We start from the raw sequence: 18,203 nt of genomic DNA, 5'->3' as shown, positions 1-18,203 counted from the left end.
AGGCGATTTTTGGCTGGGTTTAGAAATTTTTCAGTTAGTCCAATCCAGAAGACGATGAGGCTCTGGATGCGATGAAGCTGCCCATCTACCACTATTTTTGCAATGAACTATTTGCTCATTAATCACATCCCCTTTGGTAAGGGGCATGCACCCAATCATTTTGTCGTGGGTGATATGTGGCTTGAAGACTTACGCGCTCAGGCTAGAGCCTGGTCTCCTTATGGCTGCTTGGCGGTTGCCGCTCCTTGCGTAGACCACATTCCGGTTGAAGTAAGCGGCAGTTTCCATCTAGTTGAGGTGAATCTACAGGAGGAAGAATTTAATATTTTTCCTCTCCCCTACTATTCCTCTTGGAAGACATTTGTTCAAGTCTATCGAGCGGTCAAGTCTCAGCTCGATCAAGCCTGTCAATGGGCTTCTATAGTGCAAGCTGATTACGGTGGGCATCCCATTCCATTGGGGCAGATTGGTTGGTCGATCGCAGAAAAACATAACAAGAAGGGAATTTGGGTTTTTGATGGGGCTGATCCCTTTCCTCGGTTAGAGCGATATGTTGCAGAGGAATCCAACCCACTGAAGCGCCTTTTCAAGCATAGGATGGTGAAGCGATTCGAGAGTTTTTGCACCCAAGCCATTGCTGAAGCCGATCTAGTCTTTGCCCATAATGCGTCTGTTGTGGAGCGATTTGAGCCAGTGTGGAATCAGCGTTGCCACCGTTTTAATCGAAGTTTTGTCCGGCAGCAGATGCTGCTTAGCAACCAACAGGTCGATGGTCGAGTACAACAAATTCTAGACAAGTCTCAGCCTTTGCGCCTGGTGATTGCGGGTCGGCAAACGCCAATTAAAGCACCCGATCATGTATTGCGAGCTATGGCGATCGCCCTGAAGCAAGGGGTCGAGCTGGAACTCGACATCATTGGCGATGGCGAAAGTTTAGCGCCTTGTAAACAGTTGGCGCAAGATTTGGGCATTGCAAATAGAGTTCGGTTTCTGGGAAGCGTTCCCTATGGTCAGCCGTTGTTTGACCTACTTAGCCAGGCGCATATCATGGTTATCACCAATCTCACCGCAGAAATTAGCCGAAACGTCTTTCTGGGAATGGCGCTAGGACTCCCTTTGATCCTTTACCGAAATTCAGGAACAGATGATTTAATTGAACGCTCTAAGAGCGGGGTGCTTGTCCCTTCCGGAAATATTGAGGCATTGAGTCAATCGCTGGTAGATGCAGCACAAAATCGGCAGCAGTTACCCCAACTCATCCGCAATGGGTTGAAGCTTGCTCAAGCTCAGACTTTAGAGAGAACCCATATCCACCGTGCAGAAATTGCTGCTGCCTGTGGAGCCAGCAAATATGCATGATCTGTAGGTGTTACCAGTTTGCCTACGACATTTATTGAACCTCAGAAGGAGCTTGGCAATGCCAAGCCCGTACCGGGATCTGTCGTGGTTCCAATTCAAATTGGTATCAAGGTGGAGTGCTTCACGCCCCACCTTAAAATGTCCCCATCCTAGCCGCCAAGGCGGCTGCTATATTTTCAGGAACTTAGGTGAGCAAGAGTGTTTTGCCAGTGCTTCGACTTGTTCTAGCACTAAAAAATGCTAGTTTTGTAGAGTCCAGCGAAGCCATCTTATCCCTCACTATGCGCGTATTTCAGCCTTTTCTTGGATTTTTAATCGCTCTACTCGTGATGGTTACGGCTTTCTCCAGTTCTGCGATCGCCGCCAGTTCTGGTGCTATTCGAGCCTTCGATGATGTTAGCGCTACAACAAAGGATTTTTCGGGTCAAGATCTATCTAGAGCAGAATTTGGCGATGCTAAGCTTCAGAACGCGAATTTTAGCGATGCCGATCTACAAGGTGCCGTCTTTAATGGCGCAGTTCTAAAAAATGCTAACTTTCAGGGAGCCAATTTTAGCAACGGCATTGCCTACATTACTGACATGAGAGGAGCTAATTTAACGAATGCGATTCTTGAGTCGGCAATGATGCTCAAAACCAACTTTAAGGATGCTACCGTTACCGGAGCTGACTTTACCTTTGCTACGATCGATCGATCGCAAATTCTGTTACTCTGCGAAACCGCAAGTGGTACTAATCCCGTCACTGGGGTGGATACTCGTGAATCCTTAGGCTGTCGTTAGAATCAATTTCATCAAGAGGCGTTAATGGGATCTCGCGATTAACGCCTCTTGAATTTACTAGAACTCTTGCAGATTGGAGTTTTGAGATTAGGTTTGGTAGGGGCACAGCCCCTACCAAACCTAATTCGCAAGAAGTCTATTGAAACAATCGCCGCTCTAGATGATAGGCAGCCTCGACTTGTCGAAGCCGTTGAGCTTGCTGTCGCTGAACCTGTAGCGATCGCCCCTCTGCTTCACTGGCTTGAGACACTTTGCCTGAACGGTTTGAACGTGAGTTAAAGGCTTCCGAGTCATTTGAGGCAGCGTCTCGCCAACGCGGAAGCCGTAGATATATTAAAAACATTGGCTTTACCCCCAATGGCAATTTGTGTAGATGTCTTATACTACATATACTACATTGATGTTACAAGAACGTCAAGATATAGCTGTCGCCAGTTTGCTTAGGACATTTAGGGTGGGGCGCTTAGCGCCCCACCCTAAATGTCCCCGTCCTAATCGCCTTGGTGGTCGCTATACAATGTGGCGATCGTTAAGGCGATCGCCACAAGGATATGCAGAGTGGTCTAGCTTTCACTTCAAAAAAACGATGAGCTGTTGCAGCTTTTCCCAGGCGGCTCCGCTTGCGAGAATGTCTTTGGCAATAGCAATTCCTCTCCGGTAGAGGGCGATCGCATCTTCTCCCGGCGCTGTTGCAATCATACCGCCTACCTTCAGCGCCAGTGCCGTATTCAAAGCCACTACCTCTTGCTGTGCCTGAGTGCCTTTGCCTTGGAGTACGGCACGCAAAATTTCTGCATTTTCTGCCACCTCGCCGCCCCGCAAAGCGCTAGTGGGAGCTGCCGTTAAACCCAGTTCTTCGGGGCGTAGCGCCACGGATTGAACCTGCCCGTGGGACAAAACTGCCAAGTCAGTAATATCGGACAGACCCGCCTCATCTAACCGCTCACGTCCGTGCAGAACGATCGCCTCCGATCGCCCCAATTGATTGAGCGCTTGAGCGATCGTCTCGACCAGCGACGAGTCAAACACTCCCATCACCTGCCCCGTCAACGGCAGAGGATTGACCAAAGGCCCCAGCAGATTAAACACGGTTCGCACCTTCAGGGCTTTTCGCAGGGGAGCCACATGTTTGAGAGCCGGATGCCAGCCTGGAGCAAATAGAAAGGTAATTCCTACTTCGGACACTGCTGCCTGAATGCGATCGGGTTCAGCCGTGAGATTAATCCCTAGCGCCTCCAGCACATCTGCCGAGCCTACCTTGCTAGAGGCAGCGCGGTTTCCATGCTTTGCGACCGCCACGCCTGCCGCTGCCGCCACGAATGCCGTAGTCGTAGAAATATTAAACGTGGAAGCGCGATCGCCCCCCGTCCCGCAGGTGTCAATCAAAGGCGTAGGGAAACGCATCTCTGTTGCGATCGCCGCAGTTTTACTGGCTGCAGTTTTACTGGCTGCAGTTTTACTGGCTAAAGACTGAGACTGCAAAACCTGCGCCATGCCCGCCAGTTCGCTAGACGACACTCCTTTTGCCTGAATGGCCGCCAAAATTGCGCCTGATATCACGGGGGCGATCGCTTCTGTTAGCCAGCCCTGCATTAGAACCGCCGCCTGACTCATATCCAGAGATTGCCTGTCTAAAAGCTGTTGCAGCAACACTGACCAATCTTGATCGGCTAAGTTTGGAGCGGTGAGGTCGGGGCTTGAGAGGGGAGAAGTCATAATCTGAGCGAAGTAAGCGATTTGAACCAGAGACGGACAGAGCAAGCAGCGCCGCAGTCAGGCTTGAGACAGGATCTGTCTAGAGAATTATAGAGTTTTCAATGCTCCAGAAGATTCGATCGCTTGCAATTTAATTAAGATATGTCAGCATATAAAAAGCTTGCCACCTGATAATTAGCTTGCTAATAGCTGGCGTACGGCATAAAATCTACAGGTTTTGGACTCCTTTCGACAGCTAGAGAGCGCAAATCATGAGTAGAGATGGGGCGCGATCGCAGCCTTTGCCCACCCCTCGGAACGGCAAATGGTGGGCGATGTTGGGGGTCGGATTGGGGGTGTTGATGTTCACCCTGGATACGAGCATTGTCAACATTGCCCTGCCGACTCTCGTACAGGTTTTACAGACCGATTTTGCCACCATTCAATGGGTGGTGCTGAGCTATTTGCTGGTGCTAACGGCGGTGGTGCTGGGTGCCGCTCGCCTAGGCGACATCATGGGCAAAAAACGGCTATACATGGGCGGTTTGGCGCTGTTTACCCTGAGTTCGCTACTCTGTGGGCTGTCTCCCAGCGTGGGATGGCTAATCGCCTTTCGGACATTGCAGGGCATGGGAGCCGTGATGATTTCGGCGTTGGGAGCAGCGATCGTTACAGAAGTTTTCCCTAGCTCCGAACGCGGACGAGCGCTGGGTATCATCGGCGCAACGGTTTCTTTAGGCATTGCGCTGGGACCCTCCGTCGGCGGCGTGTTGATTGGGCTGTCCGGCTGGCGCAGCATTTTTTTGGTGAACGTGCCGATCGGCATATTTGCGCTGTTTGTCGTGGCACGGAACGTGACGGATAGCCGCTCTGCTGCCCAGAAGCAGCCCTTTGACTGGCTAGGGGCGATCTTGATGACCGCGACGCTAATCTGCTTTTCCTTGGGCATGACCAACGGACAATATCAGGGGTTTGGCAGCTTCAGAACAGTGATATTGCTGGCGATCGCTGCCGCCGGATTCATCGGATTTATTGCCGTCGAAGCGCGCCTAAAGCATCCGATGCTGGATCTGAAGCTATTCCGCAATCTCTATTTCAGCCTGAGCTTGCTGACCGGAGTGCTGGTGTTTGTCGTGATTGCCGGACTGCTGCTGATCGTGCCGTTTTTTCTGGAGCTGGTGCTAAACCTTTCCACGCAGCAAGCCGGACTGCTCATGGCAGTTTCCCCGATTCTCAGCGGTATTGTTGCCCCTTTCGCAGGGCTATTGAGCGATCGCTTCGGCTCTCGTCTGATTACGCTAGCGGGTCTGCTGATCATGACGATCGCCTGTCTGCTCATGAGTACGCTCTATGTCGGCATGACGGAGCTGGAGTATGTCTTGCGAGTCGCTCCGATCGGTATTGGGCTGGGGATGTTTCAGTCGCCCAACAATAGCGCCATTTTGGGAGAAGTGCCGCCTGAACGCCTAGGCATCGCCTCTGGATTGCTGTCGCTGTCGCGTACCCTCGGTCAGACGATCGGGCTACCTGTGATGGGAGCTATTTTTTCGGTGCTGACGCTGAGCCATGCCCTTGGCGTTCAATCTGCCGCAACAGATATCACAAATGCACCACCAGAGGCGATCGTTGCGGGAGTTCAGGGTGCTTTTCATGTGGCAACCGTGATTATGTTAGCCGCTGCAACTCTAGTCGCAGGACTCTGGCAAATGGAGCGTCGTCGGCAGCAGTCTGTGTAAATGGGCAACTCTATTGATCGGCTTTAAGCAGCCAAATTCCAGCATAGGTCATGCCAGAGTTGTCGGGCTGTACCAGCAAAAAATGGAGTCCTCTAGCCTCCTGCCGTCGCTGACTAAAGATTTTGGCTGAGCTGGCAATATCTGGTTCGCTAAAGGTGCTGAGTATCCAGCGATCGCACAAACCAGCTTCCAAAATCAATCCATCTGGATCGCCTGAAATGTAGTTTAGAGAGAAGGGCTTTGCCTGCTGTAACCACTGGGTGAGCGATCGAGACTTGCGACCAGCGTCAATAATCACGCCGGGGATAGGAGTAGCAGGGGCAATTTGCAGCTGATCTGGATGAAAGGCTGCGGGGATATCCTGAACTGGAATCGGGCGATTTTGAAAAGCCGGAATTAAATCTTGAGCGGCGATCGCCCCAAATCGCCACTGATCGCCCCACAGATTTTCGGGCAGCGGTGCGGGCGGGGGAGCCTCTAATTTGATCGGATCGTAAGGTTCAGAGGTGTAGTGAGGCAGACCCCGATAATAGGCGATTCTTTCCTGGAGCAACTGCTTCAGGGCTGAGGCGTGTCGTGTGGATTCTACAGGAATGTCTAAAGGCTGACAGGCGGTCTGGAGCAAAGCTACAGACTGAGGGCGAAAGACCTGGAGGCGATCGGGTCGGGGCAAAGGAATGGAGCGCAACTGCTCGGTGAGCCAAGGGGAATTGGCTTGCTTCTGGGAAATAAACTCACTCCAGATCAAATGGCGATCGGCATCACAAATAATTAGCTCCCACAGCGGACTCCCCAACGCATCTTGAAGCGGTCGGCGATAAAAATCAGCTTGCCAGATGTTCATGGGAGACAAGATTTTAATTGAACTCCTGAATTGTATAGCGGTCACCCGTTTGCTTAGGACATTTTGGGTGGGCGCGCTCCACACTACAAAAATCTTCTGAGTTTATGATTATGGGAAAGGCGCAACTGACCCCGTAAACTGATAGATAGCTGATAGAGCTTTATAGATTTCTATCCTCAAATTACTTACCCCACCCGCGAAGCATGACCGTACAGATGAGCGATCTGGAAGCCCAACTCACCACCCTACGCGACGAAGCCCAACAGGCGATCGCCGCTATCACCACCCTAGAGCAGCTAGAGCAGTTGCGGATCAAATACTTGGGCAAGAAAGGCAGTCTGCCACAGGTGTTGGGCGGCATGGGCAAGCTGGATGCTACCGAACGTCCTCGGATTGGAGCGATCGCCAATGAGGTCAAGGAGGCTCTACAAACAGACCTAGACCAAAAGAAAGCCATTCTGCAATCTGCCCAAATTGAGGCGCAGCTTGAAGCTGAGGCGATCGATGTGACGATGCCGGGTGTGTTTCGCCCTCAAGGTCATGCTCACCCCCTAACCAGCACCATTGAGAAGGCGATCGATATTTTTGTCGGTCTGGGCTATACCGTGGCACAAGGTCCTGAAATGGAGACAGACTACTACAACTTTGAGGCGCTGAATACGCCCCCCGACCATCCGGCGCGAGATATGCAGGACACCTTCTACCTGCCAGATGGCAACCTGCTCCGCACCCACACGTCCTCTGTGCAGATCCGCTATATGGAGAACAACGACCCGCCTATCCGGATCGCCGCACCCGGACGCTGCTACCGCCGTGATACCGTCGATGCGACCCACGCCGCCGTCTTTCACCAGATCGAAATTCTGGCGATCGATGAAGGGTTGACCTTTAACGACCTACGCGGCACCATCAAAATTTTCCTGGAAGCTATGTTTGGCGAGATCGAAATCCGCTTTCGCCCTAGCTTCTTTCCCTTCACCGAACCCTCCGCTGAGGTTGATGTCATGTGGCGCGGTCGCTGGTTAGAAGTCTTGGGCTGCGGCATGGTCGATCCTAATGTCCTCAAAGCCGTTGGCTACGACCCTGAAGTTTATACGGGATTCGCTGCCGGGTTTGGGGTAGAGAGATTTGCCATGGTGCTGCACCAAATTGACGACATTCGGCGGCTATATGCTAGCGATCTCCGCTTCTTGAAGCAGTTTTAAGAATTGCGGTAGACCCTTTTCTAGGCTTTGCCGATCCTTCAGGAAGACGGCTAGAGGATCGGTCAGGATATTAGCCCACCAGAGCCACTGGAGGATAAATCATGAGAACGCTGTTTGACCGAATCACGTTTAGTCAGGACATCATGGGCGGGCAAGCCTGTATTCGTGGAATGCGAATTCCAGTATCTCTCCTGCTGAATTTGGTTGCAAATGGTATGTCCCCGGCGGAAATGATGGCAGAGTACCCTGACCTAGAGCCAGAGGATATTCAGCAGTCGCTCAAGTATGCGGCTTGGCTAGCGAATGAGCGGATTTATGGGTTTTCGGTGCTCACTGCCTGATAAGGTTTCTGGCTGAGCTGGCAATTAACTAAGAACCATTTCCTAGCGTGATTTTGTTTCGTCTGAGTGATGAGCGATCGCAGATTATCAATGAACGGCTGGCGGTGATTTTGCTGCAATGTGCAGAGGCATTAGCAGTGGGAGCAATAATTTCAGTGAGCGATAATGCCTTTCGAGTTCGGGCTTTACCGATATGAGAGCCAGTTGCTCAGCATAAACCAGAAGATCTGTGGTCAACCGCCTGAGATCGATCGCGCTCTCGAATGTCATCAAAATCTGAGTCTGTTGGGCGATCGCTGGGTTACGGGTAAAAAACTCGCTCAAAGGGTAAGTTACGGTTCTAGTCGCCATGCTGACTGTTTCGGATTCTGGCAGCTTCTAGCTTCTGTCGAATTGCAGCTTGCACTTTCTCGTCAAAATCTGAGTCATTAGGACTGGCAATGATCCGACAGGGACGTTGGTTCATTCGGTCTAAATGTGCTTGAAAAGCAGCGTAATCCCCACGGTGCTTGAGAAAGTATTGCTTCAATTTAGCATCAGACATTGCATCGTAATCAGTTTGGCTCATCAGATAACGCTCCGTCAGGCAGAATTTAGAACTCAAGCTCTTCGTCGTACCCAGCGAGAACATACACATTTTGGGTTCGCATATCAACGCAAATTAAATGTATGGGTTGAAGCATCGCAAACGTCAGTTGATAGCTAATACGATACAAACTCGCTAGTTGGTCAGCAGTAGGCATTAAAGGTCGTTGCATTACACCATCTGATGCATATTTTAGCAGTTGGTTTTCAGCGCTTCACGATTTATGAGGAGATCGCCCCACACCCTAGTCATCAATCAATTCCCGAAATCGATCGCTCTCTCGAATGCCATCAAAATCTGAGTCTGTTTTTGCCAATTCACGATTCTCAGAATCCAGAGTGATAGCATATTGCAGAGTTTCGATCGCTAAATCAATGTTCTTCTGCAATCCATAGCAGCAAGCTTTGTTGTAGTGCGCCGTGGCATCATCTGGCTTGAGAAAAATTGCCCGATCGAAACTCTCGTGCGCTGCCTCAAACTGCATCAACTGCATCAGCGCAAAACCACGACTTTCCCAAGGGAACTGATACTCAGGATTGATTTCGATCGCCCTGTCATAGCTGGCGATCGCCTCCTCATAGCGCTCCAAATCCTTCAACACATCGCCTCGATTATCCCAAGCGCGATAATAGTCTGGTTTAAATTCCAGGGCTTTTTCATAGCTAGCGATCGCTTCTTCATAGCGCCCTAAGTTAGCTAGTGAACTGCCCCGGTTGTTCCACGCTTCGTGTTTGTCCGGTTTGACTTCCACCGCTTTGTCATAGCTGGCGATCGCTTCTTCATAGCGCCCTAAATTCTTCAGTGAAATGCCCCGGTTATTCCACGCTTCATGATAGTCCGGTTTGACTTCCACCGCTTTGTCATAGCTGGCGATCGCTTCTTCATAGCGCCCTAAATTCTTCAGTGAAATACCCCGGTTGTTCCATGCTTCGTGTTTGTCCGGTTTGATTTCCACCGCTTTGTCATAGCTGGCAATCGCCTCCCCATAGTGTCCTAAGTCATTCAGTAAAATTCCCCGGTTGTACCATGCTTCGTGATAGTCCGGTTTGACTTCCACCGCTTTATCATAGCTGGCGATCGCCTCCTCATAGCGCCCTAGGTCATCCAGTGAAATGCCCCGGTTGTACCATGCTTCGTGATAGTCCGGTTTGATTTCCACCGCTTTGTCATAGCTGGCGATCGCCTCCTCATAGCGCCCTAAGTTATTCAGTGAAATGCCCCGGTTGTTCCACGCTTTGTGTTTGTCCGGTTTGATTTCCACCGCTTTGTCATAGCTGGTGATCGCCTCCTCATAGCGCCCTAAGTTATCCAGCAGAATCCCCCGGTTGTACCATGCTTCGTGATAGTCCAGTTTGACTTCCACCGCTCTGTCATAGCTGGCGATCGCCGCTTCATAGTTCTGATCGGCAGCCAAGATATTGCCTTTTTCCCACCACAAGCTGGCTTGCTGATCTGGAGTCTGCTGATCTTCCTCTAGAATGCCTTGGATATCGCGGATGCAATCCATTCGTTGCGAGTGGCTCCAGGTCAAATACTCCCGATAATCTCCGTAGAGCTCTTGCGTCAGTTTGCGGACGGTTTCAGCATCGGGGATAAACTCAAAGATGCCCGATCGCCAGTCGAAGAAATCGGGGGCACGACGCGCAATGTATTTGATGCCAAAAGCAGACAAAAAGAAGACAAAACAAAATGGAAAATCATCCCGAAAGCGCTCTCGCTGCAAGTTCAGATGCCCTAGTACGCGCGGCACGGTGTCGCGCTTGTAGTAGTCGCCCTGCCCGCCATACCCCGATTTGACATAGGGATCGAAGGACTTTTCCAACCCAGAAATAAACAGCACATCAATTTCTGCAACATCCGGCAAGGTCGTCACCCGTTGGTAGAGGTTGCCATCGACCAACTCTTCCGTTAGCTCCAGCCTTTGCATATGCAGATTTGGCAAATCTGCCTGGAGCAGCTGCACCAAATCTGCCTGATCGCCCGGTACACAGCGGACGAAAAAGAGGCTAAACCCTTCTGTGCGCTGGAGCGATCGCACCAGAGATTCATAGGACTCTGCCAGATCAGCCACCACATCGGTATCCCAATCGATCTCTCCGGGTGCCACCATATCACTCGCTCCTGCTGCTAGCACCGCGCTCATACCGATCTAACGCCCGCTTAAACCCATCCAATCCCCGCACCAGCGGATGCACATCATGCCAAACCTGCACCTCGCCTTCGGCATCAATGTAGCGATATTCCAAAATGCAGCGGCGAAACAGCAGGCTGCGAAATAGATCGTCATTCTCAGTAATCAGCTTCTCTTGAGACACCCGCACCAACGCTTCCCACTCATGACCATCAATCACCTTGCGGTAGGTATCCCGCAGCTCCGAAATTGCCCGCTGCACCGATCGCGTCGAAATCGGCAGCTCTCGCGTATTCTGCAATGCCGCCTTCATCAAATTCATTAAGTTGCGGACATGACCACCGCTCATTTCACACAGCTTATCCAGCGCTTCCCCTGACTCAAATGCTGCCTCCAGTTCTACCCCCGATTGAGCAAACCGAAACCGCTGACGAATCAATTCCTTTAGCTTTGCCATCCCCGCTTCGCTGATCTCTCCCTCTGGCGTTTTCAGCATAATCATCGGCAGCACCTCTACAGGCTTATAGCGCTCCTCCATTGCCGTCAGATGCACCGAATAAGCCAGGGAAATTGGCACGGTGTAAATCACATGGCAGTTGAGCGCCCGAAGCTGATCGCTGTGATTGACAAAGATTTGCTCATAATTGCTCTGCTGATTCTCACCCTCATAGCGTTCAATGATCCGATCGAGGTTATCCACCATCAGCACGAGATCTTGCGGCTTGCGATCGCCTAGCGCCTTGCCAATAAATTCATTCAAAATGTCAATCAAAGACTCTGCCTGTTGCTCCACCTGGCGGCGAATCACCTGCTGCTTGCTGACATTGGTTTTGATCGTGGTCGAGACTTTGCCCAGCGGAGTTTCTGGAGTCTCGTAGCTTAACTCATCCAACGATAGCTCCGTCACCCCCAGCTCCCGCAGATCTCGCAGCAGGCGATTCACCCACTCTCGAAACTGGGTGTCTTGACCGGGCTGCGATCGCAGTTTGCTAATCAACTGTCGGGCACAAGCCAGCAAGATGTCACTGTATTCGGTATTCTCTGGCTCCAGATCGCCATCATCGGCGGCAAAATAGACCACCCGAAAGCCCTGGCGCTGCAAGTCATCCTGGAGTCGCAATAGCTCGGTAGATTTGCCCGCGCCCCGATGTCCGGCGTAAAGCTGACAGGTGACTTTCTCCGATCGGGCAATCTCCAGCCCCAGCCCCGCCAAAATATCTTCCTCACCCCGCACCGAGGCACAATCCACCCATGCCGGATCATTGGCGGGCAGCGGTCGAAACGGATCAAAGGCGGTATACAGCTTTTTCCAAAAATCCGGGCTGGCGGTCATGCATGAACCTAAAGCGGCACTTCGTCTTCATTTTACCGAATGGTGCTCAAAGGTCTGCAAACTGTTTCGTTCTCAGCTTTTAGCTACAAATCACGCGGGTGATGAAGTGCGATCGCATCCCCAACTGGGAATTCTCAAACTACGTAATCGTCTGCATTTCGGTGTAGGCGAACAAGTTGCATCTACAAAAAAGAACTTTCACTCTATGTCATACCAAAACATCTCCGCCCAGCTCACGGAAACCGATCTTCAGGACATCCAAGCCGCCCTGGAAACGATCGAAACAAAACTTCCCTTTCTGGTTCATCTCACCGTCGAAGAACGCCGCAAGCTTTTTAAGATGGGCAACAAAAGCCTCGCTTTCGTCAGCAATAGCCTCACCGCTGCCCAAGCCAATCCCGACATCCTGCCCGCCAGCTTCGACCTGGACGAGTTCAGGAGTGACTACCACCTTGCCACGACTTTGACCGAAGTTCATTTCAGGCTGCAACAGCTCACCGAAAAAGTAGACGACACCCTGATGGCGGTTAGCAGCGAAGCCATGAACAGTAGCCTCACCGTCTACGACTATGTGAAAACTGCCGCCAAAAAAACACCGGGACTAAAAGCCATTGCCGATCAGTTGGGCGATCGCTTCAAAGCCTCCCGTTCCAAAGCCGCCAAAGAAGTCTCTGTATCCTAATCTTGCCATTCTCTCGCCGATCGGCATCGAGAACCCATCGGCGAGAAATATTATCTCTCTGGCGAGTCTTTACTCTTCTCCCACGAGTTCTAGACTCTCATCAATGAGTTCTTGCACCTCTCCCGCGAGTCTCTGCACCCCTCTTACAAGCCTCTAAACTTCTTAGTCAAGTCTTTGAATCCCGTTGACGAGTTTCTGTGTCTCTCCCACAAGTCTTTGAATCTCATTCATGAGTCTTGAAGGCTCATCGGCAAGTTTTGCAACTCCACTGACGAGTCTTTGCGTTTAGCGCAGCGTAACGCATCCTACAAGACAGCCTACCCAATAAACCTACCTGAGTCTCATCCAATGCAAAGCGCCCTCTCTCTCCGACTGGCACCCGATCTGGAGGGGGTGTCGGGGGACGCAGCCGTCCCCTGACAGGGGGTTTGGGGGTCTTCCCCCAAGTTCGGATTCAGAACAGTCTGCCCAATTAAGCAAGAGCTAATTAAGGGCTAATTGGAGTTGCGCAACGGATATCCTGCGATTGATTAAAGCTTGCATTGTGGTCAGGTCGTTACTACTATCAGCGTAGACTAGGTTACGTTAGTTCCCATTGTCTGCCTTCCTCGCACTGACCCACTCAGGACTTTAAGTATGCCTACTCCCAGCTTTCCGATCGATCTGGAAGCCTATAAGCCCCTTGCGCTTGATCCCGCTCAGCCCACCCTTACGCCCGACGAACGAGACGCACTCAAAGCCAATATCCAGCTTTGTCGAGATGCGATCGTCTTTTTTACCGCCACCGGAGCCGCTAGAGGCGTGGGCGGACACACGGGTGGCCCTTATGACACCGTGCCCGAAGTGGTGATCATGGATGCCTTCTTTCGAGGAGCGCCCGACAAGTTTGTCCCCATCTTTTTTGACGAAGCTGGACATCGGGTAGGCACACAATACCTGATGGCGGTGCTGCATGGTGAACTTCCTGCTGAGAAGCTGCTGCACTACCGCGAAGCCCATGCGGGTCTGCCCGGACATCCTGAGCTGGGGCTAACGCCCGGTGTCAAGTTTAGCTCCGGTCGCTTGGGGCATATGTGGCCCTACGTCAACGGTGTGGCGATGGCGAACCCTGACAAAGTGGTGTTCTGCCTCGGTTCAGATGGCTCTCAGCAAGAAGGCGACGATGCCGAAGCCGCCCGTCTAGCGGTGTCGCACAACCTCAACGTCAAGCTGCTGATTGATGATAATGACGTGACGATCGCCGGACATCCCTCCGACTATATGCCGGGTTACACCGTCACCAAAACCCTCACAGGTCACGGCTTAACCGTCAACGAAGGTGATGCTGAAGATATTGACGATCTCTATCGCCGCATGTGCGAAGCTGTCACCACCCCCGGCCCGATCGCCCTGGTCAACAAGCGCAAAATGTGCGTCGGCATTGAGGGTCTGGAAGGCACCACCCACGGGCATGACGTGATTCCGCTGGATAAAGCGATCGCCTATCTCGAAAAGCGGGGCTATACCGAAGCCGTTACCGTGCTGAAAGAAATCCCCAAGAACAAGCATGACTACACCTACCTGGGTTCGGGCACCAATCGCGGCTCGAATCGCAACGTGTTTGGACAGGCAGTTGTTTCCATCCTAGAAGGCATGACGGCTGAAGATCGTAAGGCGAAAGTCGTCTGTATCGACAGCGATCTAGAAGGCTCCTGCGGTCTGAACAAGATTCACGCGGCATATCCCGAAATCTTCATCAGCTCCGGCATCATGGAGCGGGGCAATATCTCAGCGGCGGCAGGCTTTGGCATGGCGGAAGGCAAGCAGGGCATCTTTGCCACCTTTAGCGCTTTCCTGGAAATGTGCATTTCCGAAATCACCATGGCGCGGCTCAACTTTTCCAATCTGCTCTGCCACTTTTCCCACTCTGGCATTGATGACATGGCAGACAATACCTGCCATTTTGGCATCAACAATATGTTTGCCGACAATGGGTTAGACGATGGCTACGCCACCCGCCTTTACTTCCCGGCAGATGCAGCACAAATGACAGCCTGTGTCCAGGCGGTCTTCAATGATCCGGGGCTGCGGTTCATCTTCTCTACCCGATCGACCACGCCCAACATCCTTGATGCCAGCGGCAACGATCTCTATGGCGGCGGCTACAAATTTACCCCCGGCAAAGACGAAGTGGTGCGGGAAGGCACGGCTGGCTACATTGTCACCTTTGGGGAAACCCTGTATCGTGCCCTCGATGCTGTCGAGCGCCTGAAGCAGGAAGGCATTGATGTCGGTCTGATCAACAAGGCAACCCTAAACGTTGTCGATGAAGAGATGATGGCAAAAATCGGCAAGGCTCCTTTCGTGCTGACGGCAGAATCCTTTAACCGCAAGACAGGCTTGGGCAGTCGCTTTGGTTCCTGGCTGCTGGAGCGCGGCTACACTCCTAAGTTTGCCTACTTGGGCACCCACAAGGAAGGCTGCGGCGGTCTGTGGGAGCAGTTCCCTTACCAGGGCATTGATCCAGCGGGCATCATGGCAAAAGTCAAGGAGCTAGTAGGCTAGCAAACAACCCGCTTTAGGGTAGGGGCACACCACATTGCGTCCTTACCCTAAAGCACAAATGTTTGATGGGTAAAGTGATCCGAACAGTGATCCGACAAAATGCGGCTAGGTTGTAGGTAGCCCCTGACGAGTAACTACGATATGGCAAGGGTAGAAGGCAAAGCTTGTGTAGTGACAGGCGCAGGTTCCGGGATTGGCAAAGCGATCGCTGAACGTCTAGCGGAAGAGGGTGGCAAAGTCCTCTGTGTCGATCGCAACGGCAAGGCTGCCGCAGAAACGGCGGACGGGATTCACAAATCTGGCGGAACCGCCGATACATTTACGGCAGATGTCAGCGACTCTCAGCAGGTTGACCAGTTCGTAGCCCGCTGCGTCGAGCTGTACGGGCAGATTAACGTGCTGGTGAACAATGCTGGAGTCAATCTTCCAGGAGTGCTGCACGAAGTTTCTAATGCCGTAATTGATCAGACTTTGAACGTCAATGTCAAAGGGGTGATCTACGGCTGTCGGGCAGCTATTCCCCACATGCTGAAGCAGGGCGGTGGATCGATCGTCAACATGTCCAGCGTCAACGGATTGGTCTCAGAACCTTTTCTGGCAGTGTACTCTGCTTCCAAAGGGGCGATCGTCATGCTGACCAAAGGGGTAGCGCTAGACTATGCCAAGCAGGGCATTCGCTGCAATGCCATTTGTCCAGGCTGGGTCGATACGCCGATTAACTATGCCCATGCTGAGATGCTGGGGGGCTTGCAAAAAGTCTATGACACGATCGATTCTTTCCAGCCGATCGGTCGTCCGGGGCAACCCCGCGAAATTGCTCACCTAGCGTTGTTCCTGGCTTCAGATGAAGCCTCGTTTTTGACTGGGTCAATTATTGCGGCAGATGGGGGAATGACGGCTCAGTGAGAGATAATCCAGACTTCTCGGCTAAGCACCTCCGCTCTGAATCAGGTGAAACAGCCACCGCAGCAGATAAAAAGACACCGCAATACAGGCAACAAAGACGATCGCCAATCCTGCAATCAGCAGCAGCGCAAACCAGCGATTAGACTTCTGCTCAGCTCTGGCAATCTTCAGATGTTCCTCTAGAAGCTCAATGTTCCGAATATTCGATTTCCAGGTGACGTCAAAAATGTCACCCACTACAGGCACCGTTCCGGCGATCGTCTCCAGCAAAATGTTAAACGCCATGGTGCTGAGCGTAGACTTAGAGGCTCCCATCCTCGCCCCTTCCAGCACAATAAACGACGAGAGAATCAGCCCCACCGTATCGCCACCCCCCGGAATCAAGCCGATAATCGGGTCAAGCCCAATCCGAAACTTAGTGCCTGGAATGCCGATCGCGCTATCTAGCGTCCGACCTAGCCGCCGCAATCGCTGCATTCGCTGGGTACGGGAGGCGATCGCTTCCGATCGAGAGGGAGGGGGAGAATGAGTCATCTAGGTCAAAGTCACAACAGAACGCCCAGAAAACTGAGCAAGATCCCCAAAATTATGACATGGGCGCTAGATAAGGTAGTCCTCAAAAAGTAATGATTTTTTGTTGTGGGGGCAAAGCCCCCACAACAAAAAATCATTACCTCAATACCACTACCCTAAACAAAACTATGGCATTTGAATTCGACCATCTCTTCATCTGCACTGATGTTGGAGCTAACGCAGCAGATCATCTAGTCTCACTTGGCTTGAGGGAGGGATCATCCAGCACTCATCCAGGGCAAGGAACAGCAAATCGCCGCTTTTTCTTCCACAACGCCAAGCTAGAGCTACTCTGGGTTCATAGTCCTGAAGAAGCTAAGTCTGATCTGATTAACCCAACTCATCTTTGGGAACGATGGCGCGATCGACAGCAGGGAGCTTGTCCCTTTGGATTTTGCCTACGTTCCACCGACGCCAGCATTGCTTTTTCTAGCTGGGCTTATCGTCCGCCTTATCTCCCCAAAACCCTGAGTATCGCTGTAGGAACTAATTCCTTTTCCTTGTTAACTGAACCCATGCTGTTTCAGACTCCGTTTGGTCAGCGTCCCGATCACTTCTCGGCTGAGAAAGCACAGCCCATCAACCATCCTTTAGGACTCCGAGAAATTACTCGTGTAGAGTTTGTGTCTCCTCATACAATCCCTTCCCCTGAGCTTCAAGCGGTACTTGACACCCGTCAGCTCAGCCTTCGTACAGGAGTAGATTACTCTGTAGAGCTGGGTTTTGACCAAGAAACACAGGGGCAGAAAATAGATTTCCGACCTGATCTACCCTTAGTAATCTGTTACTAGCTATCAATCCGGATCTTGCTTATGGCGGCGTGGATTTTTCTGGCCTTTACCCGCCTGCTGCCGATACCAGCGCCGCCATGCGGTAGAGCTACGAATGGCTAGCCACAGCAGCAGCAGCACGATCAGTCCGCCCTGTCTCGGCGCATCAAACGCCAAAAGCACCAGCGCCACGCAAAGAAAATCCTGAACAAAGGCGACCCAGAGAGGAACAGACTTGAGGCGATAGAACCAGCCCACCTGTACCAAATGAATGACAAGCGCCACCAAGCTCCCCAGAATGCCTAATATGATGCTCATCCAGCCCTCAAGCTGAGCCGTTCGAGCGATCGTTATCCCCACAATTGCCCCTACAAACGGGCTAAACAACAGCCCAATACTTTGCAGCCAGCGCTGCCCTAGTCGCTCTTTAGAGAGCAATAGCTCGACCAGCGACCAGCCCACCAACATACCCAGCACCAGAGGCGGTGGTAGCGCCGAGAGTAGCGGCACGTTTGCCCAGAGGCGATCGCTATACAGCAAGCCAATCAGCAGCAGAGGCAGCGCAATCCTCATCCCGGCAGCAGCGGATAGAGAAAGAACGGCTAAAACCTCAATCATGTTCAGCTTACCTAGATATTCTGAATATCCTAGAGTCATTTACAGCGCTTTGCGCTTGAGTCTGGTTGAATTCCTTGTTGTGTGCCGCGACACAACAA

Annotated in this window: 20 protein-coding genes; 10 read left to right on the top strand and 10 right to left on the bottom strand. The window is 51.9% G+C overall.

The genetic code is table 11. The features are described 5' to 3' along the window. The first annotated feature begins 102 nt into the window (after positions 1–102). The 3 genes from AC5JMP_RS24665 to AC5JMP_RS24655 all read left to right on the top strand — a co-directional run bounded on the left by AC5JMP_RS24665 (position 103) and on the right by AC5JMP_RS24655 (position 2,141). Positions 103–1,359 carry a glycosyltransferase gene (locus tag AC5JMP_RS24665; protein WP_495854150.1) on the top strand — a complete coding sequence of 419 codons (1,257 nt, stop codon included), beginning with the start codon at positions 103–105 and terminating at the stop codon, positions 1,357–1,359. A gap of 18 nt (positions 1,360–1,377) precedes the next feature. Continuing rightward, the gene (locus tag AC5JMP_RS24660) at positions 1,378–1,512 is read left to right on the top strand and encodes a hypothetical protein (protein WP_495854149.1); all 135 of its coding nucleotides are present in this window, start codon (positions 1,378–1,380) and stop codon (positions 1,510–1,512) included. Positions 1,513–1,640: 128 nt separating this feature from the next. Then, positions 1,641–2,141: a pentapeptide repeat-containing protein gene (locus AC5JMP_RS24655; protein ID WP_495854148.1), complete on the top strand. Its 501-nt coding sequence runs from the start codon at positions 1,641–1,643 to the stop codon at positions 2,139–2,141. A gap of 136 nt (positions 2,142–2,277) precedes the next feature. Here the strand turns inward: AC5JMP_RS24655 and AC5JMP_RS24650 are convergent, their stop codons facing one another. Further along, on the bottom strand, positions 2,278–2,484 hold the full coding sequence (locus tag AC5JMP_RS24650; protein WP_495854147.1) for a hypothetical protein: 207 nt from the start codon (positions 2,482–2,484) through the stop codon (positions 2,278–2,280). Positions 2,485–2,711: 227 nt separating this feature from the next. Further along, positions 2,712–3,857, bottom strand: coding sequence for an anthranilate phosphoribosyltransferase (gene trpD, locus AC5JMP_RS24645; protein ID WP_495854146.1), 1,146 nt, complete (start codon positions 3,855–3,857; stop codon positions 2,712–2,714). A gap of 251 nt (positions 3,858–4,108) precedes the next feature. On the opposite strand from trpD, the gene AC5JMP_RS24640 reads away from it, so the two are divergent. Then, positions 4,109–5,572 (top strand): MFS transporter, encoded by a 1,464-nt coding sequence (locus AC5JMP_RS24640; protein WP_495854145.1) that lies wholly within the window; start codon positions 4,109–4,111, stop codon positions 5,570–5,572. A 10-nt stretch (positions 5,573–5,582) separates the two neighbouring features. Here the strand turns inward: AC5JMP_RS24640 and AC5JMP_RS24635 are convergent, their stop codons facing one another. After that, positions 5,583–6,416, bottom strand: a complete 834-nt coding sequence (locus AC5JMP_RS24635) for a Tab2 family RNA-binding protein (RefSeq protein WP_495854144.1) — start codon at positions 6,414–6,416, stop codon at positions 5,583–5,585. Positions 6,417–6,619: 203 nt separating this feature from the next. On the opposite strand from AC5JMP_RS24635, the gene pheS reads away from it, so the two are divergent. Then, positions 6,620–7,621 (top strand): phenylalanine--tRNA ligase subunit alpha, encoded by a 1,002-nt coding sequence (pheS, locus tag AC5JMP_RS24630; protein WP_495854143.1) that lies wholly within the window; start codon positions 6,620–6,622, stop codon positions 7,619–7,621. A 101-nt stretch (positions 7,622–7,722) separates the two neighbouring features. Beyond that, on the top strand, positions 7,723–7,962 hold the full coding sequence (locus AC5JMP_RS24625; protein WP_495854142.1) for a DUF433 domain-containing protein: 240 nt from the start codon (positions 7,723–7,725) through the stop codon (positions 7,960–7,962). A gap of 87 nt (positions 7,963–8,049) precedes the next feature. On the opposite strand, the gene AC5JMP_RS24620 is transcribed toward AC5JMP_RS24625, so the two are convergent. The 5 genes from AC5JMP_RS24620 to AC5JMP_RS24600 form a co-directional block, all read right to left on the bottom strand. Continuing rightward, a complete protein-coding gene (locus AC5JMP_RS24620) occupies positions 8,050–8,313 on the bottom strand; it encodes a hypothetical protein (RefSeq protein ID WP_495854141.1) in 264 nt (87 codons plus the stop codon). Then, positions 8,303–8,530, bottom strand: a complete 228-nt coding sequence (locus AC5JMP_RS24615; RefSeq protein WP_495854140.1) for a DUF6887 family protein — start codon at positions 8,528–8,530, stop codon at positions 8,303–8,305. The genes AC5JMP_RS24620 and AC5JMP_RS24615 overlap by 11 nt, the downstream gene beginning before the upstream one ends. Before the next feature lie 25 nt (positions 8,531–8,555). Then, the gene (locus AC5JMP_RS24610; RefSeq protein WP_495854187.1) at positions 8,556–8,705 is read right to left on the bottom strand and encodes a DUF6888 family protein; all 150 of its coding nucleotides are present in this window, start codon (positions 8,703–8,705) and stop codon (positions 8,556–8,558) included. Between the two features lie 87 nt (positions 8,706–8,792). Further along, positions 8,793–10,691: a tetratricopeptide repeat protein gene (locus AC5JMP_RS24605; RefSeq protein WP_495854139.1), complete on the bottom strand. Its 1,899-nt coding sequence runs from the start codon at positions 10,689–10,691 to the stop codon at positions 8,793–8,795. Further along, positions 10,660–12,012, bottom strand: coding sequence for an ATP-binding protein (locus AC5JMP_RS24600; protein ID WP_495854138.1), 1,353 nt, complete (start codon positions 12,010–12,012; stop codon positions 10,660–10,662). Before AC5JMP_RS24600 ends, AC5JMP_RS24605 begins: the two co-directional genes overlap by 32 nt. 205 nt (positions 12,013–12,217) lie before the next feature. Between AC5JMP_RS24600 and AC5JMP_RS24595 the strand changes: the two genes are divergently transcribed. The 3 genes from AC5JMP_RS24595 (at position 12,218) to AC5JMP_RS24585 (ending at position 16,144) form a co-directional block, all read left to right on the top strand. Beyond that, entirely contained in the window at positions 12,218–12,694 is a 477-nt protein-coding gene (locus tag AC5JMP_RS24595; protein WP_495854137.1) for a hypothetical protein, read from the top strand. A gap of 636 nt (positions 12,695–13,330) precedes the next feature. Next, the gene (locus tag AC5JMP_RS24590; protein ID WP_495854136.1) at positions 13,331–15,238 is read left to right on the top strand and encodes a thiamine pyrophosphate-binding protein; all 1,908 of its coding nucleotides are present in this window, start codon (positions 13,331–13,333) and stop codon (positions 15,236–15,238) included. Between the two features lie 141 nt (positions 15,239–15,379). Next, entirely contained in the window at positions 15,380–16,144 is a 765-nt protein-coding gene (locus AC5JMP_RS24585) for an SDR family NAD(P)-dependent oxidoreductase (RefSeq protein ID WP_495854135.1), read from the top strand. A gap of 21 nt (positions 16,145–16,165) precedes the next feature. Here the strand turns inward: AC5JMP_RS24585 and AC5JMP_RS24580 are convergent, their stop codons facing one another. Then, positions 16,166–16,678 carry a DUF4112 domain-containing protein gene (locus AC5JMP_RS24580; protein WP_495854134.1) on the bottom strand — a complete coding sequence of 171 codons (513 nt, stop codon included), beginning with the start codon at positions 16,676–16,678 and terminating at the stop codon, positions 16,166–16,168. Between the two features lie 167 nt (positions 16,679–16,845). Between AC5JMP_RS24580 and AC5JMP_RS24575 the strand changes: the two genes are divergently transcribed. Then, on the top strand, positions 16,846–17,508 hold the full coding sequence (locus tag AC5JMP_RS24575) for a VOC family protein (RefSeq protein ID WP_495854133.1): 663 nt from the start codon (positions 16,846–16,848) through the stop codon (positions 17,506–17,508). A gap of 3 nt (positions 17,509–17,511) precedes the next feature. On the opposite strand, the gene AC5JMP_RS24570 is transcribed toward AC5JMP_RS24575, so the two are convergent. Further along, entirely contained in the window at positions 17,512–18,105 is a 594-nt protein-coding gene (locus AC5JMP_RS24570) for a DUF4126 domain-containing protein (RefSeq protein WP_495854186.1), read from the bottom strand. Between the last annotated feature and the right edge of the window lie 98 nt (positions 18,106–18,203).

This window comes from Drouetiella sp., from assembly GCF_059504425.1.
The sequence above is the reverse complement of the archived record's forward strand: the minus strand, read 5'-3'. Positions and strand labels throughout refer to the sequence as shown.

Coding starts and splice junctions, on each gene's coding strand:
- AC5JMP_RS24665 (WP_495854150.1), top strand. CDS start 103: ATGAACTATTTGCTCATTAATCACATCCCCTTTGGTAAGGGGCATGCA.
- AC5JMP_RS24655 (WP_495854148.1), top strand. CDS start 1,641: ATGCGCGTATTTCAGCCTTTTCTTGGATTTTTAATCGCTCTACTCGTG.
- AC5JMP_RS24650 (WP_495854147.1), bottom strand. CDS start 2,484: ATGTTTTTAATATATCTACGGCTTCCGCGTTGGCGAGACGCTGCCTCA.
- trpD (WP_495854146.1), bottom strand. CDS start 3,857: ATGACTTCTCCCCTCTCAAGCCCCGACCTCACCGCTCCAAACTTAGCC.
- AC5JMP_RS24640 (WP_495854145.1), top strand. CDS start 4,109: ATGAGTAGAGATGGGGCGCGATCGCAGCCTTTGCCCACCCCTCGGAAC.
- AC5JMP_RS24635 (WP_495854144.1), bottom strand. CDS start 6,416: ATGAACATCTGGCAAGCTGATTTTTATCGCCGACCGCTTCAAGATGCG.
- pheS (WP_495854143.1), top strand. CDS start 6,620: ATGACCGTACAGATGAGCGATCTGGAAGCCCAACTCACCACCCTACGC.
- AC5JMP_RS24625 (WP_495854142.1), top strand. CDS start 7,723: ATGAGAACGCTGTTTGACCGAATCACGTTTAGTCAGGACATCATGGGC.
- AC5JMP_RS24620 (WP_495854141.1), bottom strand. CDS start 8,313: ATGGCGACTAGAACCGTAACTTACCCTTTGAGCGAGTTTTTTACCCGT.
- AC5JMP_RS24615 (WP_495854140.1), bottom strand. CDS start 8,530: ATGAGCCAAACTGATTACGATGCAATGTCTGATGCTAAATTGAAGCAA.
- AC5JMP_RS24610 (WP_495854187.1), bottom strand. CDS start 8,705: ATGCCTACTGCTGACCAACTAGCGAGTTTGTATCGTATTAGCTATCAA.
- AC5JMP_RS24605 (WP_495854139.1), bottom strand. CDS start 10,691: ATGAGCGCGGTGCTAGCAGCAGGAGCGAGTGATATGGTGGCACCCGGA.
- AC5JMP_RS24600 (WP_495854138.1), bottom strand. CDS start 12,012: ATGACCGCCAGCCCGGATTTTTGGAAAAAGCTGTATACCGCCTTTGAT.
- AC5JMP_RS24595 (WP_495854137.1), top strand. CDS start 12,218: ATGTCATACCAAAACATCTCCGCCCAGCTCACGGAAACCGATCTTCAG.
- AC5JMP_RS24590 (WP_495854136.1), top strand. CDS start 13,331: ATGCCTACTCCCAGCTTTCCGATCGATCTGGAAGCCTATAAGCCCCTT.
- AC5JMP_RS24585 (WP_495854135.1), top strand. CDS start 15,380: ATGGCAAGGGTAGAAGGCAAAGCTTGTGTAGTGACAGGCGCAGGTTCC.
- AC5JMP_RS24580 (WP_495854134.1), bottom strand. CDS start 16,678: ATGACTCATTCTCCCCCTCCCTCTCGATCGGAAGCGATCGCCTCCCGT.
- AC5JMP_RS24575 (WP_495854133.1), top strand. CDS start 16,846: ATGGCATTTGAATTCGACCATCTCTTCATCTGCACTGATGTTGGAGCT.
- AC5JMP_RS24570 (WP_495854186.1), bottom strand. CDS start 18,105: ATGATTGAGGTTTTAGCCGTTCTTTCTCTATCCGCTGCTGCCGGGATG.